Below are 18,222 nucleotides of genomic sequence, written 5' to 3' on the forward strand. Positions count from 1 at the left end.
ATGGATTATACACCAGCCTATTCATTTTATGCCTTAGTTAGTTGCCTGAATACACCATCGTACATTTACTTAAGCACTTATCAGAAAAAAAGACCTCCAGATTTTCGTGATGGATGGAGTCTTTATGCCTAGCCTTTCTTGGACAAGATTAACTGCTTGTCAGAAACCCCAGTCCTAAAGGACGGGGCTTGAAAAAGTCCCACATCTGACCAGATTAAGCCTTAGTTGGCTACATGAATGGACAGCCTTTAATTTTAGTTGTGGAACAGAGCCTACATGATTTAGAGCTACTTAATTCTCATTTAGGAATATTAAATTTCTCATGCATTTGTACCAAACAAGGGGTGAGAGCTGTGATATTGGCACAAACTCATCAACCAGATTTAATTTTGCTGGATATGATGCTATCTAATTTGAGTGCTAATCAAGTCATTGATGACCTCAAACACGATTCAAAAACTGCTACTATTCGAATCATTGCAGTAGCACCTCTAACAATAGCACAAGATGATGACTCTACAATGCTCATAGGATTTGATGATTGTATTACTAAACCCTATGATTTTAATCAATTAGAAGTGGTAATAAATCGCCACATCACTCAGCTAAATTCTTGACATTTCCCTTGAGATATAGATTCAGGATTACAAACCTCAGGTAATTGATTGAAAATCACAATAATCCCAGTACGGCCTGTTGCTAAATTTGTGTTTGTCATGAGGTCAAGCACAGGTTTACCAATAATTTCCTCAATCAAGCTTTTCAATTCTGGGTTAGTTATTTTTTCTAAATATAATCGTACTTGTTCAGCTAAACTAGCATAACCTCCCTTTAGTAGAGTTTGTTCAGCTTGGGTAACAGAGTTTTCTAAAGAAATTACAATTTCTGTATCAAAAAAATGGCAGATGATTTGGCTAGGAGACTTACCTAGTCTATCATCATATAATTTGACGATCTGCTGTGATATTTCTTTTTCTAATTGTTCAATATTAGCTTGTACCATTAGCAGCTATGATATAATATTTATTGTTTAAGTCTCTGAGTTGAAGTACTCAATATTATAGTAGACGATCGTGAAATTGTCCGGGAAAATAAATTCATGTTGTATATTAAGTTAGTGGACTAACTTGATGTATTTGCTATGGATTTATTTGAAAAAATTTCAAAATTTGATTAAGGTAAAAGTTATCGAACAGAATTCAGGAGTCAGAATGGGCTAAACGCCCCGCTATCCATGTACAGAATGAATTATGTATGACTGGCGGATTAATAATCGGGCTTAAGACCCCCACCAAATTTTCAATTTGGTGGGGGTCTGCCGAAGGGAGACGCCAAAGGCGAACAATCATATCATGTCTGGATAATTTGTTATTATTCCCACAGTCATTGCACCCACCTCTCCCCAAGGCATCGGGGAGGGGAGACAAAGCGTAGCTTTGGCGGAGTGGGGTTCTTGGGGTTTAGTAAGTAATCAAGCGGACATGATATCAGTTGCAGATCTGAATCTCCGACTGATAGCGCAGCGTAAAGCTTTCTCTTCTCCTTCTCCTGTCGGAGACGCTGCGCGAACGGAGACGCTAACGCGAACGAGAGGCTTCTCTTTCAGAGATGCTGACGCGAACGCCAACGGCATGGCTTGTCTGCGACACGCTACGCGTAGCTTGCTTCTCCGTAGGAGTACGCTTAGAGCGAGTCTTCTCCCTTGGCGTTAGCCTCTCCCAATGTGAGAAGGGGAGACGCTAAGAGCGAACGAGCGTCAAGATTGCTGACTCCTGAATTCTTCTTCAATAATCAACGATTCGGGTAGTGTTGGGTTAATTACTGTATTGCTCATCATTTGTTCATGGGCAATCAGCTTATTTTTTGCCAAATAAGCCTAGACATTGCCTGTATCTCCCAACCCAGGGATTAGGGTTTTCGGGTCACGGTATAAACCCAGGGCTGATTCATTCCACAAAAAGCTTTAAAAATCAATGGTTCTAGCGATTAAGAATTGGTTATTTTGTTACCAGCGTGCCGACAAAATGAACTATTTTACTGATATTTAAGTGCTTAAATATCAGTAAAATAGTCACCCTTACTTACGATTTTCTTGCTAACCATCTTGACAAATACTGTTTGAAATGGAATGAATCAGCTCTGCGATATAAACCAATATGCTCCACCCATGCTTATAGCATCAACTCCAGCATCCATCTAAAATTCCTTGTCTCGGTAAATTCTGTGTGACTTCATCAGCCAAATACGTCAGAACCGTTGCATAGATTGTCTACTCACACAGCTACAGGTTTTTTGGGATCAGTGAGCGATCCGATAACATACACTGTCATGCTCCCAATTGGCGGTAACAATACCTCTATGGTCGGCTGTTCTTCATTTCATGACGATTGGGGTTTAAGCCAAATTTTCAAGACGTTCACGGACACGAGAAAGCAAGTCTGTAAGCATCTTGATTCTGAATTCCTGGATTCTGAATTCTAAATTCTTCTTCAAGACTCTAAATATCTAGCATGGTATTAGTCACATTGCTGAATACAGTCAAGAACACAGAAAATTCATAAATAGCAATTAATCACTGCAAATTTAAAGATGACTTTAAAAATGATTTAATCGATATATTTTGTGAGAAAGTTAATACAAAGGTATATTCACTGATTTCAAATTCATGGATTCTTTATCTATCAATTCCTTACTTGAAGAGTTAAAAAACCCCGATGCCACAGTCCGGGACAAAGCAACCAGAAAAATCTGGCGGATCTGGTTTCAGCAAAAGGGAATCTATGGGCTGGAAATAATTGACCGCAGTCAAAAGTTACTGGATGCAGGCGAAATTGCTGAAGCCGAAACAGCGCTGACGGCACTAATTAAAGACCAGTCAGACTTTGCTGAAGCCTGGAATCGTCGGGCTTTCCTCTATTACAGTGTTGGTGATTATCAAAAATCTCTAGCAGATTGTCAGATGGTTGTGCAGATAAATCCAATACATTTCGGTGCGCTTCATGGTATGGGCTTGTGTTATGCCGCACTAGGAGAGTATAGTCAGGCTATTCGGGCCTTTCAGCGCGCTTTAGAAATTCAGCCCTATTCACTAGTGAATCAAAAGTTGATTCTAGAATGTACATTTAGATTCAGCTACAACGGCAGATAGGAGAGAGGATTATACTGTTTTATGAATCCGTCATCACCCTCACCAACAGCAATTCATCGCCTTAGTCGCCGCAATTTTCTTCAATACGGTTCTATCTGCATTGGTAGCAGCGTTATTGCTGCTTGTACTAACAGCAACCAACCGTCAACTAGCAGTTCTCGGTTGGATAAAGTTACCTTTGGTACAAACTGGATAGCAGAAGCAGAACACGGCGGATTTTACCAGGCGATAGCTACTGGTATTTACCAAGAGTACGGTTTAGATGTCACTATCAAAATGGGTGGCCCTCAGGTTCCCAGTGGTACTCAATTGTTGATGGGGGGTGCGGTAGATTTCTTTATGGGTTATGGCATTGATGCCGTGAACGCCATAGCACAAGGTATTCCCAAAATCACAGTCGCAGCAATTTTCCAGAAAGATCCCCAGTGTCTCATCGCCCATCCAAACACAGCAACTAAAACTCTTGCCGATCTCAAAGGTAGGCCAATTTATGTCTCTGCTTCTGCTAACATCACCTATTGGCCTGTTCTCAAAGCTAAGTACGGTTTTACCGACGATCAAAAACGTCCTTACAACTTTAATCCTGCGCCCTTTTTAACTGACAAAAACTCCGCGCAGCAAGGTTATATCACATCTGAACCCTTCGCTATTGAAAGGCAGGGCGGGTTTCAGCCAGTAGTATTTTTATTAGCAGATTATGGTTATCAAACCTATGCAACTACTATTGAAACAAAAAAAGAACTAGTAGAAAGAAATCCCGATTTAGTGCAGCGATTTGTTGATGCGTCAATTAAAGGTTGGTATAGCTACTTAAAAAATCCCCAACCAGGTAATCAGCTGATTAAAAAAGAGAATCCAGAAATGACGGATGAACAAATTGATTATGGGATTCAAAAGCTGAAAAAATATGGAATTATCGTTTCTGGTACAGCAGAAAAACAAGGTATTGGAGCGATGAGTGAGGAACGATGGAAATCATTTTTCGACAGTATGGTTAATGTTGGAATTTATCAAGCCAATGTTAATTATAAAGATGCCTTCACCTTGCGATTTGTCAATAAAGGAGTAGGATTTTATCAAAAGACTTAGGGCGATCGCCAAATCTTGATTGTGTCGTCTGCACTACCACTGACAAGGGTCTGTCTATCCTGGCTGATGGCAAGGGAAACAACTTGTTTCGTATGTCCAGAAATTGTGTGCAGAAGTTTTCCCGTCTCCAGATTCCACAGGCGAATTTCCCCATCTAAACCACCACTGGCAATAATCTGACCATCAGGACTAATGGCAACTGCTAAAACTGAGTAGGAATGCCCTGATAAGGTGCGGAGTAATTCACCAGTGTTTACATTCCACAACTTAATTGTCTTGTCAAGGCTGCCACTGACAACGATCTGATTATCGGGGCTAATGGCGAGGCAAGTCACCCAACTTGTATGCCCGGAGAGGGTATGAAGTTGTTGTCCGGTGCCGAGATTCCATAACCGGATGCTTTTGTCTGTACTACCACTGGCGAGGGTCTGGCCATTGGGACTGATGGCTACCGATAAAACTGGCAGTGAATGCCCATAAAGGGTACGTAGCCGTTGACCGGTGGCAAAATTCCATAACCGAATTGTCTTATCTGTACTGCCAGTGGCAATAAACTGATTATCGGGGCTGATTGCTATGGCATTATTCCAAGCGACATAACCATCTGCCTTAATACTGCGAATTTGTTGACCGTTACTAAGATTCCATTGCTTAATTGTCTCATCGAGACTACCGCTAGCCAGGTTTTGACTATCGGGGCTGATTGCAACTGATAAAACTGGTAGTGAATGTCCGTAAATAGTGCGGATTAGTTTGCCTGTTTGGGGATTCCATAACTTGATTGTTCGATCGTGGCTACCACTGGCGATGGTTTGTCCATCAGGTGCGATCGCTACAGATGATATCGCGTCAGAGTGACCAGTTAACGTATTTACCAAAGTCAGATTTTTTGCCCATTCTTCGGCTGGGTTAGGTTTTATCAAAGAAAACCAGTCAGAACGGATCAGATACGGAATTATGAATAAAATTACTGCACTAGCGGCAATTGCTCCACCAATTACCATCACCAAAGGAGATGTGTTACCGACACTCAAGCCAAAGCGACGGCGCAACCGTGAACCTATTTTGGATTTTGATGAATTTTTGGGCGAGCCTCGATTGGGTTGTCTTTTCAGTGCCCGTTCAATTTCGGCTAACCGTTGTAAAATTACATTGGTACTTTGAGGACGTTGACTAGGCGATCGCTTAATCAAATCATCAATTAAATCTGCTAACAATGGCGAAATACCAGAAGCATAATTACGCCATCGCACCTCATCAGTATTGATATCGTAAATATCTTGATCCGTTGGTACCTTGCCCGTCAGTAAATAAACAAAGGTGCGACCTATGGCAAAAAAATCTGATGTTAAAACCGCCTGACCATTAAGTTGCTCTGGTGGCGTGAAACCAGGAGAATTTATACCTGTTACCTGTCCAGCAGCTTGTTTTAGCATATAAGTCTGTGTGACTTCTCGCACCGCCCCAAAGTCAATTAATACCAGTTGTCCATCGCCTTTAAGCATAATGTTGGATGGCTTAATATCCCGATGGAAAAAGTTTTGCTGATGCACTTGATGTAAAATGGTAAATAATTCCAGCAGCCATTCAAGTGCTAGCTCTTGATCAATCGGGCGGTAATTACGCTGTTGCAGGTATTGTTCAAGATTTAGTCCCTCGATTTTCTCCATAATCAGACAGTGCAGAGGCTCCTGACTGTTTTGGGGCAAAAAGTTAAAGTATCCTTTGCCCTTGGGAATTCCGGGATTATCCAGCTGACTTAAGACTTGAGCTTCTTGCTGAAACAGCGATACCGCCTTGGGGTTACTGTGTAGCAAAACCTTCAAAACTTTTGTTGTACCACTGCGTTCAATTACCTCATAAGTCTTCCCAAAGCCACCACCACCCAGTACACTTACTACTCGATAGCGCCCTTCAAGCAACAATTCCGAACCACAACTCTGACAAAATAACGTAGAGTTTTGATTTTGCGGGTTTGGGCAGTGAGGATTAATGCAGAAGCTCATTGTTTTTTCATATAAGTTTTTTTACATCAAATTCCTCGTCCCGTGGAAACCCCTTCCTTATTGTTGATGGGAGGATCTGTTGATTTAATCATGGGACATGCTGGTGATGCAATTGGAGCTTCGAGAGATAACGTTCCCATAGTTACAGTGGCCGCTATTTTCCAAAAAGATCCTCAAGTTTTAATCACTCACCCCGGTACTGGTAACGACTCGCTGGAAAAACTTAAAGGAAAACAGATTCTTGTTGGTTCTGGTGGCGAAGCTACATACTGGCCATTTTTAAAGGCAAAGTACGGTTTTACAGACGATCAAAAGCGCCCCTATAACTTTGATGTACAACCATTTCTGAAAGATAAAAATATTATTCAACAAGGTCTTTTAACAGCTGAACCCTTCGAGATTAAAAAGAAAGGAGGGGTAGAACCACAAGTGATCTTATTAGCAGATTATGGTTACAATGCCTATGCTTTTACCATTGAAACCACAAAAAAACTAGTAGAAAGAAATCCAGATTTAGTACAGAGATTTGTTGATGCCTCAATTAAAGGCTGGTATAGCTACCTTGATGAGCCAATTCCAGGTAATACGTTGATTAAGAAAGACAATCCAGACATTACTGACGAGCAGTTAAACTTTAGCCTTGAGAAGCTGAAAGAAAATGCCATAATCACTGGAGGTGATGCTCAACAATTGGGTATCGGTGCAATGAAAGAAGAACGCTGGAAATCTTTTTTTGACAACTTGGTTAAAACAGGTGTTTTCGATGCCAACACTAATTACAAAGATGCCTTCACCTTGCAATTTGTGAATAAAGGGGTAAGCTATTATAAGACGTAAGCGATCGCTTGCTATTCTCCAGATTTTTAGCTACCTTTCAAAGTGGACTATCCAATTCAGTCTCAACATCTGAGTTGGTTTCCACACACTCAACAGCTTGGCGCAATGCTAAAAAAGCCTCCTTTAAGGGTTGACTTCAAATTTTAATCTAGAGAATGAATGAGTAACCGTCCCGTTATCACACTCAATCAGATTAGCAAGGTCTACACCAATGGTACTGTTGCCCTGCAAGACCTGAATTTAGTAATTCCAGAGTCGCAATTTGTCAGTTTAGTTGGTCCCTCAGGGTGTGGTAAAAGTACAATTCTGCGTGTGATTGCCGGATTGGGGCGCATAAGTTCTGGTAGTATTGATTGGGGTGTAACTCAGCAAGCAAGAAATCTGGCTTTTGTTTTCCAAGATGCTGCACTCATGCCTTGGGCAAACGTCAGAGAGAATGTGCGCCTACCGTTAAAGTTGGCGAGAATGTCTAAAAAAGATAGCCAAAAATTGGTACATCAGACATTAGCACTGGTAGAATTAGAGGGTTTTGAAGAGAACTATCCCCGCGAGTTATCAGGTGGAATGAAGATGCGGGTATCAATTGCTAGGGCATTAGTTACTCAGCCAAATATTCTGTTGATGGATGAACCATTTGGGGCGTTAGATGAAATTACTCGTAGCAAACTCAATGGTGATTTACTGGATTTATGGCATCAACATTGCTGGACGGTGGTTTTTGTCACCCACAATATTTATGAAGCAGTGTACTTATCAAATCGGGTGCTAGTCATGGGGATAAATCCCGGACGAATTGTAGCAGATATAGAAATTGATGCTCCCTATCCCCGTGACGATGACTTTCGGACATCATTGCTCTATAACCAATATTGCCGGGAAGTTTCTCAGCATCTTGCTGAAGCTATGAGCCGTACAAATCTGAGATGATTTCTAATATTTACTATTTTATGCTTAAAAAAGAAAATTTACCATTGACACCGTTTGATTCCATCTTGAGTTGTGCAACGTAAAACTCTTTTTGAATTACATCACCTACTGGTGTAAAAGCAATTTCACCGAGAGGAGTTTGAAACTTTTTTGTTAGTAACTCTTTATTCAATTCTGTACGCAATTGTGGCAGTTTCAATTTGTTAATGTTGCTTTTTTTATCTAAAGATTGCAGAGATTCTACATATACCTGTAAAGCAGCAAAAGCTTGGGCACTTACTTGGGGTGGTTCTCTATGATATTGTTCAAGATAGGCTTTGCGAAATGCGGTGTTAATTTCACTGGCGTAGATAGGGCTATAAGCTTGAGCTACAATCACGCCATCACAAAGCGCTCTGCACACAGAAAATATATGGGATGTGTTAAAACCATTGCCACCAACAATTATTCCTTTATAACCAAGTTCTCGTAATTGTTTAACTAAATTACCTCCATCTACAGCTAACCCGGATATAATCACTAAATCTGGTTTTAAATTAATCGCGTCGCTGGCTTGAGCTTGAAAGTCGGTATCTGTAGTTTGAAACTTTTGGACTGTAACTAAATCCAATCCTAAATTTTTAACTGTTTTCTGAAATATTTCTGTTTCCGACTTATTGAAAGCATCATTTTGAGCGTAGAATACAGCTACTCTTTTGATTTTAGGATTTTGTTTGAGTGCAGTTTTCACCGAATAAGGAGCGACAACGGCAACAGACGAAGAAACACGAGCCACATAATCACCAATTTCGGGAATACCTTTAGCAGTATTTGATGCTCCAATAACTGGAACTTGATTGCGTTGTGCTACGGGATCAGCGCTAAAAGCTTGTTGTGATAGGGTAGGGCCAATAATGCCAACAACTTTATCTTTACTAATTAAAGTTTGAAAAGCATTAATAGCACCAACTTCATCGCCACCAGTATCTTGATAGATTAATTTAATTGGTCTACCATTGATACCTCCTTTGTTATTAAAATACTTCTCAGCAATTTTTACTCCATCAGTTCCCTCTTGACCAAGTAATGCTACATTGCTCGTTTGTGCAAAGGCGATACCGATAGGAATAGCATTAGCTGTATCTGTTGTCGCTGTTGGATTATTTACGGAATTTGCATCATTACTGCCACTTTTACCACAAGCTACCAGCAGCATAGAGCATGTAAATAGTAAAGCAATTTGACGTGTAGGCGCTTTTTTCATAGATGCGTGTGCGTGACCATGAGTTTGTTAGGATAATACTGGATTGTAGTATATTACATCCAATAGTAATATTTCGACTATTTTAACATTTAAGTGTGAATTTATATGCTGTTTAGCCGTTGTAGTCAATCACAAAAAATTCTGAAAAAGTTTTTTAAGGCTGATATCTTAGCACCAATAATAGTTGGTGTTCTAGCATTAGTGTTATGGGATATGTTTGTGCGGATAACACATCTACCTCCTTATATTCTCCCTGGACCTTTATTAGTATTTAAAACTTTAATTACTGACTGGAACGAGCTTTTTCCATCATTATTAATTACATTGCAAATTACAGTTGTTGCTTTTCTTGCTGCGGCTATTTCTGGTTTACTTATGGCGATTTTGTTCACCCAAAGCAAATGGATTGAACGCAGTTTATTTCCCTATGCAGTAATTTTACAAACAACTCCCATAGTTGCGATCGCACCCCTGATTATCCTCTGGCTAAAAAATAATACTTTTGCGGCCTTACCTTAGTAGTTTGTGCCTGGATTGTCGCCTTTTTCCCCATCGTATCCAACACTACACTAGGACTCAATAGTGTTGACCGAAACCTGCTCAACCTATTTCAACTTTACAAAGCTTCTCGCTGGCAAACACTACTGTATCTCCGTTTACCCAGCGCCATGCCCTATTTCTTAGGTGGTTTAAAAATCAGCGGTGGTTTAGCATTAATTGGTGCAGTAGTTGCCGAATTTGTCGCTGGTACTGGTGGGGCAAAATCTGGTATTGCTTACCGGATTTTAATCTCCAGCTACAACTTACAAATTCCTCGGATGTTTGCAGCATTATTTCTCACAACCGGGTTGGGTGTATTAATTTTTGTCAGCTTGAGTGCCCTATCTGACTTTATATTAAGTAAGTGGCATGAAAGTGCTGTGAAACAAGAAAACTAGGATTTTAAAACGCACCAGGTAGCAAAGGTTTACGCAGAGGAGTTAATTCTCTGCGAACCTTTGCGCTTCCCTCAGCGTCCCTCTGCGTTAAAAAAAAGGATATATTATGACGACAACATTAGATGCCCTAATTAATTCTCTAGAAGGCATAGAAACCATCACCGATTCCGCCCAAGTCGCAAAATTATCCCAGGATTATCACACCTTTAGCCCAGTGCTAGTACCGAAACTAGAGGGAAAAGTCGGGGATATCGTAGTGCGTCCCGCCAATGAAGCAGAAGTCTTAAAAGTTGCAGCCGCCTGTGCGAAACACCGCGTACCCATCACTGTACGGGGTGCTGGTACTGGGAATTATGGGCAATGCGTACCGTTGCACGGTGGCGTAATTTTAGATATGACGCGGATGCAAGAGATTCTTTGGGTAAAACCGGGGGTAGCGCGGGTAGAACCAGGGGTGAAGTTGGCGGCTTTGGATAAAAAAACACGAGAAATCGGCTGGGAAATCCGCATGGCACCCTCCACATACCGCACAGCGACAATTGGCGGATTTATTGCTGGGGGTAGTGGGGGCATTGGCTCAATCCAATATGGGTTATTAGGCGATCGCGGTAATATCCTAGCATTGCGAGTGGTAACTGTAGAAGATCAACCCCGTGCGATCGAATTACGCGGCGACGATGTGCAAAAAGTGAATCATGCTTGGGGAATTAACGGCATCATTACTGAAGTAGAAATTCCTTTAGGGCCAGCTTATCCCTGGGCAGAAGTCATTGTGACATTTGACGAGTTGATGGCAGCAGCAAAATTTGGTCAGGCTCTTGGCAATGCTGATGGCATGATTAAGAAGTTGATTTCTGTCTTTGCATCCCAAATTCCCCAATATTTTCATGCCCTACAAGAGTACATTCCTGAAGGGACTCACCCAGTATTTTTGATAATTGCTGAATCGAGTTTGGAATTCTTACCGGGTTTGGTGCAGCAATACGGCGGCCAGATTACATATAGAAAACCAGCAGAGGAAGCGGCTAAAGGTATACATTTAGCAGAATTTGCCTGGAACCATACCACCTTACTTGCCCGGAGTGTAGATACGGGTATTACCTACTTACAAAGTATGTTTCCTGGCAAGCACAGTTTGCAACTAATAGAGCAAATGTATCATCACTTCGGCGATGAGGTAATGATGCATTTAGAATTTTTTCGGGTGAATGGTGTTGTAGTTCCTGGTGCTTTACAACTTGTGCGTTACACCACAGAAGAACGTCTTAACGAGATTATCCATTATCACGAAGAACAGGGTGTGAGTATTGCTAATCCCCACACATATATTATTGAAGACGGCGGTAGAAAAGTTATTGATCCTGAGCAGTTAAAATTTAAAGAAATTGTTGATCCTTATGGGTTGATGAATCCCGGTAAAAGCAAGGTTCTTCAATTCCAAGTTCAAAATTAGCAAACTACGGAAACAGATATCAGAACTTTTTCTGTATATTTGTGTAACCTCCCTCCAAAAAGCTAGCTGTTAGGCGTTTATAATTTTTGGTTTAATTTCAAAAGCTGTGGGGATAACCCAAAATCCAACATCCCAAAATCGCCCATGATTGAAATTGACGGTTCCTACGGAGAGGGAGGCGGACAAGTTCTTCGCACTTCCTTAAGTCTAGCCGCCATTACCGGCGAACCCATACGGATTGCAGGCATTCGCGCTGGACGCAAAAAGCCCGGATTAGCAGCACAACACTTAACAGCAGTTCGGGCGGCGGCGAGAATTTGTAATGCCCAACTACGGGGTGATGCTTTGGGTTCAACGCTGCTAGAATTCATTCCAGGTAGTGCTGTGCAAGCTGGAATTTATACCTTTGATGTTAGTAAAGCACAACTTGGTGGTTCTGCGGGTGCGATCGCTCTGGTTTTACAAACAATTCTCTTACCTTTGGCATTAGCATCCGGCAATTCTCAAGTAACACTCAAGGGCGGAACTCATGTGAACTTTAGCCCAACAGTGACATATATTGAGCAAGTTTATTTGCCGATACTGCAACGTATGGGAGTGGAAGCCCAAGTCAAGTTAGGCGCTTGGGGTTGGTATCCCCAAGGTGGGGGAGAGGTAGAATTACAGGTAGATGGTAGTGGTAAACTCGGTGAGATCAACTTGTTGGAACGGGGAGATTTACAACAGGTGCGAGGAATAGCAGTGGTGACGGAATTGCCTTCCCATATTCCCCAACGGATGGCGAATCGTGCCGAGAATTTATTACGCGAAGCCCATTTAAAAGTTGCTGTACAGACTTTGCGAGAAAGAGGTGTGGCACCTGGGGCGGGTATTTTCCTCACTGCTGAGTATGAGAACAGTTTGACCGGCTTTGGTGGGTTTGGGCGTTTGCGGTTGTCGGCGGAGACAGTTGCAGAGATTGCTTGTCAGCAACTGCTTGAGTTTCATTACACCGGCGCAGCAGTGGATGAACATTTAGCAGATCAGTTATTATTGCCAGCTGCTTTAGCTTCAGAGGGAAGTCAGTATCGAGTGGCTGAAGTGAGTAGACATTTGACGACGAATGCAGCAGTAATTGAACAATTTGGGCTAGCGCAAATTACGGTAGATGAAGCTGAAAAAATAGTGTCAGTAAAGAGTTTGACTAGATGAAATAAGTGTTTAGTAGTGCTTTCTGATAGAGTATCATTGCGACGTTACGGGGCAGGATTACGATTCCATCATGCAGGAAGAGCTATGATCGAGTTACTTTGTTTGTTAGAGAGAGCGATCGCACTTTGGTGAAAATGGCTTTGATGAAAGATGGGCGATCGCTCTTGGAACCTGTTGCTCCTTCGTTTAGCCGGTGGTAAAAGTTTATCTGTAGATTTGGGTGCAAAGTGGTTAATGGCAAGGGGGTAAAGCCAAGACTGAATTTTAAGAGCTTAAGTCCTTTGCCCACGAGCATCTGGCGATCTAATTCCACTCACACTTGCTGTTGTACCGTTATTTGCATAGAAAGCTACTATCTAAAGAGCAAATATAAATCCAAACTACAATAAACAACACCAATAAATATCACACTCTGTATAGGCACCTCTTCTATTGACAAGGCAAGACTATAGAAAATTTCTACTAATCCAAGACCCCATGAAAGTAAAAGAGTAATTTTTTCTTCATCTGATGGTTTTGGTTTTGTCTTAAACCACCCCACACCAAAAATAATACTGATTATTATTATTGCTATCAAGGTGAACCAGCCCCGCAATTCTATAAATCTTTGTTCACCTAAGCAATTCATCACTATCAAGTAAATAGCAAAATAAAAATTTGTTATTATAAATAGCAAAGCTGAACCTTCAATGCCCTCTATAATTCCATATATAAATGTAAATAAAATTTCTAATAACCCCATCCCAACAATGCAAAGTATACACAGTTTCAATATTCCTTTCCATCTCTCAGTTCTGTTAACAAAAAAAGCCAAAATTCCACCGACCAAATTAACAACTGCTGTTATGGTTGACACTATGAGAATAACTTTTTTTGAATCCTCATTTAAAGCATTATCATTATCATATAAAACTGAGTCCTGTAATAAGTTTTGATGGTTACTGTCATTTACTGTATAAGGAATAAGCTGTTGTACACCAGATAAACCTATAGTTTTAAAGAAACTTTGGTAATCAGATACTTGGCTTGTTTTCTGTAATAAATTAGAATCAAAGCAATGAGTGGATTTAGTAATAATAGTTGTTGGGATAGAAATGACTAAGGAAACCACATCTAATAAAGTTAATGTACTTCCTTTGGCAATTATATTCTCGTATAGCCAAGTGACAATAGGGATATTTATCCTGGCGTTTATAATTCTCAAGATATAATCAATTAACTCACCAATAAATTTTATTAAATATTTGGTCAAATCTCTCCCTGTTGCAAGTAAGTCTTCAGCCACATCTAGTATTCCATCCAAAATTTTATCTAATATTGTATTAACACTATCTCCGATATTGCTCAAAGAAATTGATGAAATACTTCCAGTAATCGTGCTGATAAGATCATTTACGATTTTTTCCATGCGGCTGCTTATTTGCCCTGAAAACTCAAACACAGGCAGGTTATCTTGTCCGCCATCTCCATCAAGCAGCGACAGTCCCCGCCCAATAATATCATTAATAAAATTAACCACAGGATTGTTTAATAAGCCTGAGAAAATATTGGAGCCAGAGGATGTATCTGGATTATCAATTGGTTGGCGTTCCTTTTTTAAACTTTCAAGATAAGAGATTGCTTTGTCAAATACAGGATCTACAAAGCTATTGAGATTAGATTGGGGATTATTGATATCTATTTGATATTGCTTTGCAGTAATTAAAAAAGTATTCTTTAAAAATTCGTGCATAAGCAGTATGTCGTCCCAGTTAAACAAATACCCTAAATATTCAACAATCTTTTCAATAGTATCAATAACTTTCTTGACAAATGTAGAGATAACTGTCCAAGCTTGTTCGACAGTATGAATAATGGTATCAATAGCTTGTCCAGCTACCTTGATAACAAGTTGGAATCCTTCTTCCACTTTTTTGATCACAAAATGTTCAACTTTATCTAAAAAGTTGTCAACAGCTTGAATCACACTACCAATCTCATGAACTACTTCTGAAGCTGCGTTTGAAATATCTTTGATAATATCACTGAACCATCCTTCTAAGTTTTGATGCTTTAAAGCAAGCGAATTATTGCTTAAATGTAAATTCCACTCGTTTTCATTGGTATAGCATTTAGGTTCATCATTATAAAAACTTACCGCCACAAAGAAATCATCAGGTAAGTTTTTGGCATTTGAATATGTCTGTGAGTAGTGTTGCTGCAATTTTCTTGATGTGGTCAAATGTTTCGGAACAACTGAAATATCTAGAGTATTATTATCTATTGAGTCACCAGCTTTTATTGCTTCGGAAGCAAAGTTTTTATATACAGGAGAACCACTCCAACAAGAATTTTTTTGGGAAACGGATATGAAAAAGAAATGCTATGACTTGATAGCTGTTAAGTTGGGAGATGGCTTTTCGATTACCGTGAGTGAGGTGAAAGATTAGGGGAGGTGGGGGCGGGCGAGCAGAGGAGATAGAAAGAGAAGCAAAAAGTTAACGGGAGAGGGTTTTTGTTTCTGCTTATCTTCACGCAAGGGTATTGTCCCAAAAGCGATCGCACTTCCACAATAAATCTACTATAGCAATCCTAAATGAGTTGTGAAAATCGAGAGACTCAAATCCCCGACTTCGTAAAAGTTGTCGGGGATCTTATGGTTAAGACTGAGTTAAGTCCTTCCTGATACTTACTATTTATTTAAAAATCGAATATAGCCTTTAAATTTACCTAAAGGCATATATTTAGGTTAAGTCAGTTTGCGATCGCAAATATAAGAGACTGCTAATTAGACATCTGGTGAAAATGAATGTAGAGACGTAGCACTGCTACGTCTCTACAAGGACTCTGGATAACGCATATTTAATTTCTGGAGATGTCTATTGGGCATGGGGCAATCTGCCAAGCATCATCTGCATCTCATACAAAAAAGAAACTAGAATATCAGTGTATTTGCAGTTTATTTCTCGTTTCCAAGTTGGAGTCTAGGAACGCCAGCAACGAGTGTAAGTAGGAGATATTCATTTATGCCAAGATGGAGCGCACAGGAGAAACAAGCGTATCGAACCGAGGTAATTCAACGCATTACCGCAGCGATGCCCTTAGTAATGCAGGAATATGCCTCAATTAATTGGGAAGAGGAACTCAAAGGCTACCATACCGACCATGAATATTACCCTGACTACATCCACGCTCCCATTCATGGGACAACGGATTCCTACACTAACCCTCAGTCGTGTTTAGCGTGGGATGCTGCGATGGATGCCATTATTCCCCTCAGCCACAATGTTAGTTGCCAGCAGCTGCGCGAGAAAATGGCTGAACTAATTCCTGAAGACGCCCAAATTCAGACGGTTCTAGAGCTTGGTGCAGGTACGGCTGGTGGAGCGCTGGCCCTAGCACGACGGTTTCCACAGTCCACTTTTCGCGTTACTGATGTTTCGCCTTATATGCTGGTCATCAGTCAGCACAAGTTTAACAAGGTTGGATTTAGTGAGCGGGCTTCGTTCGAGCAGGTGGACGCCCGTCACACTGGCTACCCTGACAACTCCTTTGATCTTGTCACGTCATCGCTACTCTTGCACGAGACTCCTAAAGAGTGGACGCCTAAGATTCTTAAAGAGATGTACCGGATTACCAAACCCGGAGGTTGGGTACTATACGCTGACACCTATCGTGGTGAATACGCCCTGAGCGCTTCTTTTCAAGAACCGTGGTTGGATGACTTTATCCATTTCAACTTTGAGTACGAGTTTGCGAAAGCAGGTTTTACAGAACTCCATTACATTCCCTATGCCGTGGGTTTGTGGTATATGGTTGGCCGTAAGCTAGAAAGGTGAGGTTGCCATAACACAAAAAATCTGGGGTTGCAGAGAAAGCGGGATTATTTAGCAACTTCCAAAATTCCCCCCTGCTCCCTTAACTCTCCCTCTTCTCTTGCCGTTCTTTGAGTTTCAGCATGATTTCTGCGTGCATCTCGCGGGTAATTGGGTAAAAATAAGTTAAAACTAAGCCCAAAATCAAACAAACTGTAGGTATGGGACCAACGGCAACACGAATCGCAAACAGTGCCGATGCCGGTTGTATGGGTGATGGACTTCCAGCTACAGATGCTTGGAAACCGGCTACTTGCAAAGCGTTTCCTACCAAAAACAGCCCGAAAGCTAAACCAAATTTTTGCAGCAAAACCATGAAGCCATAAAAAATGCCTTCTCTGCGTTGTCCGGTTTGGAGTTCATCTAATTCAATCACATCTGGAATCATTGACCAGGGAATTAGATAAGCTGTGGATACGCCAAAACCTGCCATGACAGCCATCACATACATCAAAACTATTTGACCTGGCTGTAAGAAAAATAGTCCGGCGGCGGCTATAATCCATAAACTCATTCCCAGAAAATAAACAACTTTTTTCCCGACTTTTTTACTCAGCGCCCCCCAGACAAATAGCATTAGTAGGGCAGTTCCTTGCACTGCAATCAGCAGTATGGGGACATCTGATTCTTTGAGACCCATACAATTTACTACAAAATAGGGAATAATACTGGCTGTAATTTGCACACCTAGCCAAGAAAAAAGATATATACCAATAACAAATAGAAAAGGTCGGTTGCTGAAGACAATTTTTAGCTGTTCCAAGAAGGAGAGAGATGCAGGTTCCTCGGCTTGGATGCGTTTGGCCTCAAAAGCCATGATGCGATCGCGGACTCCAAAAACGCACCAATATAATCCTAAAATCGAAATTACCGTACAAATTGCTGCTAAAAAGATATATCGTTGTTGGCGATCGGCAATCTGCGAAAAAACAATTCCCGCTAAAATCAACGATAGAATGCTACCACCAATAGAAAATGTAAAGCGAAAGCTGTTAAGGCTGGTGCGTTCGTCGTAATCTTGAGTTAGTTCTGGAGTCATCGCCGTATAAGGCAAATTCACAACCGTGTAAAAGGACTGAGATAGAATCCCAATCGCTACGTAATACCAGAACAGCGGCCAAATATTCTCACTCTGATTTGCACTAAATTGTGGTACAATCCACTGCAAGAAAAAGAAAATTCCAAAGGGAATTGCCCCATAAAACATCCAAGGAAGACGACGACCCCAACGACGAGATTTCGTTTTATCACTCAAAAACCCAACAAGCGGATCATTTATCCCATCCCAGATTTTGCTAATCATCAAGATACTGCCAGCTAAACCCGCAGGGATACCAGCGATATTGGTAAAGAAAAACAGCAGATAAAAGACGGAGATGTTTGCAGTAATTGCTGGCCCTAAATCTCCTGCACCGTAAGCCAGTTTTGTTTTAAAGTCGAGTTTTTCACTCTTAGGATCTCGTTGGGCATCGCCATCAGCAGCAGAATCGTTCATAATAACTCGCACTCATACTAAAATAAAAAGTTTGCAATCGC

General features: G+C 40.9%; 16 protein-coding genes. 11 read left to right on the plus strand and 5 right to left on the minus strand.

The features are described from left to right. Positions 1-233 precede the first annotated feature (233 nt). Entirely contained in the window at positions 234-617 is a 384-nt protein-coding gene (locus tag V7K67_RS25860; protein ID WP_335168959.1) for a response regulator, read from the plus strand. Here V7K67_RS25860 and V7K67_RS25865 read toward each other — a convergent pair. Next, a complete protein-coding gene (locus tag V7K67_RS25865; RefSeq protein ID WP_335168961.1) occupies positions 602-1,003 on the minus strand; it encodes a DUF2294 domain-containing protein in 402 nt (133 codons plus the stop codon). The two genes, V7K67_RS25860 and V7K67_RS25865, sit on opposite strands and share 16 nt — an antisense overlap. 1,662 nt (positions 1,004-2,665) lie before the next feature. Here V7K67_RS25865 and V7K67_RS25870 point away from each other — a divergent pair. Then, positions 2,666-3,148 carry a tetratricopeptide repeat protein gene (locus V7K67_RS25870; protein ID WP_334707378.1) on the plus strand — a complete coding sequence of 161 codons (483 nt, stop codon included), beginning with the start codon at positions 2,666-2,668 and terminating at the stop codon, positions 3,146-3,148. Between the two features lie 21 nt (positions 3,149-3,169). Beyond that, positions 3,170-4,237 (plus strand): ABC transporter substrate-binding protein, encoded by a 1,068-nt coding sequence (locus tag V7K67_RS25875; protein WP_335168963.1) that lies wholly within the window; start codon positions 3,170-3,172, stop codon positions 4,235-4,237. Here the strand turns inward: V7K67_RS25875 and V7K67_RS25880 are convergent. Continuing rightward, complete coding sequence (locus tag V7K67_RS25880) at positions 4,234-6,243, minus strand: serine/threonine-protein kinase (protein WP_335168965.1); 2,010 nt, start codon at positions 6,241-6,243, stop codon at positions 4,234-4,236. The two genes, V7K67_RS25875 and V7K67_RS25880, sit on opposite strands and share 4 nt — an antisense overlap. 42 nt (positions 6,244-6,285) lie before the next feature. Between V7K67_RS25880 and V7K67_RS25885 the strand changes: the two genes are divergently transcribed. Both V7K67_RS25885 and V7K67_RS25890 read left to right on the plus strand, forming a co-directional pair. Further along, positions 6,286-7,080, plus strand: coding sequence for an ABC transporter substrate-binding protein (locus tag V7K67_RS25885; RefSeq protein WP_335168967.1), 795 nt, complete (start codon positions 6,286-6,288; stop codon positions 7,078-7,080). Between the two features lie 159 nt (positions 7,081-7,239). Further along, the gene (locus tag V7K67_RS25890; protein ID WP_335168969.1) at positions 7,240-8,007 is read left to right on the plus strand and encodes an ABC transporter ATP-binding protein; all 768 of its coding nucleotides are present in this window, start codon (positions 7,240-7,242) and stop codon (positions 8,005-8,007) included. Between the two features lie 13 nt (positions 8,008-8,020). On the opposite strand, the gene V7K67_RS25895 is transcribed toward V7K67_RS25890, so the two are convergent. Then, complete coding sequence (locus V7K67_RS25895) at positions 8,021-9,250, minus strand: ABC transporter substrate-binding protein (RefSeq protein ID WP_334730956.1); 1,230 nt, start codon at positions 9,248-9,250, stop codon at positions 8,021-8,023. Positions 9,251-9,355: 105 nt separating this feature from the next. Between V7K67_RS25895 and V7K67_RS25900 the strand changes: the two genes are divergently transcribed. From V7K67_RS25900 to rtcA, 4 genes are all read left to right on the plus strand, one after another. Beyond that, positions 9,356-9,769, plus strand: a complete 414-nt coding sequence (locus V7K67_RS25900; RefSeq protein ID WP_335168971.1) for an ABC transporter permease — start codon at positions 9,356-9,358, stop codon at positions 9,767-9,769. Positions 9,770-9,801: 32 nt separating this feature from the next. Next, positions 9,802-10,188 (plus strand): ABC transporter permease, encoded by a 387-nt coding sequence (locus V7K67_RS25905; RefSeq protein WP_335168992.1) that lies wholly within the window; start codon positions 9,802-9,804, stop codon positions 10,186-10,188. 106 nt (positions 10,189-10,294) lie between these two features. Further along, positions 10,295-11,641 carry an FAD-binding oxidoreductase gene (locus tag V7K67_RS25910; protein ID WP_334730958.1) on the plus strand — a complete coding sequence of 449 codons (1,347 nt, stop codon included), beginning with the start codon at positions 10,295-10,297 and terminating at the stop codon, positions 11,639-11,641. Between the two features lie 144 nt (positions 11,642-11,785). Next, positions 11,786-12,832: an RNA 3'-terminal phosphate cyclase gene (gene rtcA, locus V7K67_RS25915; RefSeq protein ID WP_334730959.1), complete on the plus strand. Its 1,047-nt coding sequence runs from the start codon at positions 11,786-11,788 to the stop codon at positions 12,830-12,832. A 352-nt stretch (positions 12,833-13,184) separates the two neighbouring features. Here rtcA and V7K67_RS25920 read toward each other — a convergent pair whose 3' ends face one another. Further along, the gene (locus V7K67_RS25920) at positions 13,185-15,035 is read right to left on the minus strand and encodes a hypothetical protein (protein ID WP_335168973.1); all 1,851 of its coding nucleotides are present in this window, start codon (positions 15,033-15,035) and stop codon (positions 13,185-13,187) included. A gap of 10 nt (positions 15,036-15,045) precedes the next feature. Between V7K67_RS25920 and V7K67_RS25925 the strand changes: the two genes are divergently transcribed. Together V7K67_RS25925 and V7K67_RS25930 are read left to right on the plus strand one after the other, a co-directional pair. Beyond that, entirely contained in the window at positions 15,046-15,261 is a 216-nt protein-coding gene (locus V7K67_RS25925; RefSeq protein WP_335168975.1) for a hypothetical protein, read from the plus strand. A gap of 576 nt (positions 15,262-15,837) precedes the next feature. Further along, on the plus strand, positions 15,838-16,650 hold the full coding sequence (locus V7K67_RS25930) for a class I SAM-dependent methyltransferase (protein WP_334710087.1): 813 nt from the start codon (positions 15,838-15,840) through the stop codon (positions 16,648-16,650). Positions 16,651-16,729: 79 nt separating this feature from the next. On the opposite strand, the gene V7K67_RS25935 is transcribed toward V7K67_RS25930, so the two are convergent. After that, positions 16,730-18,181 carry an MFS transporter gene (locus V7K67_RS25935; protein ID WP_334730972.1) on the minus strand — a complete coding sequence of 484 codons (1,452 nt, stop codon included), beginning with the start codon at positions 18,179-18,181 and terminating at the stop codon, positions 16,730-16,732. Between the last annotated feature and the right edge of the window lie 41 nt (positions 18,182-18,222).

It is taken from the genome of Nostoc sp. (assembly GCF_036917155.1).
Classification (GTDB): domain Bacteria; phylum Cyanobacteriota; class Cyanobacteriia; order Cyanobacteriales; family Nostocaceae; genus Nostoc.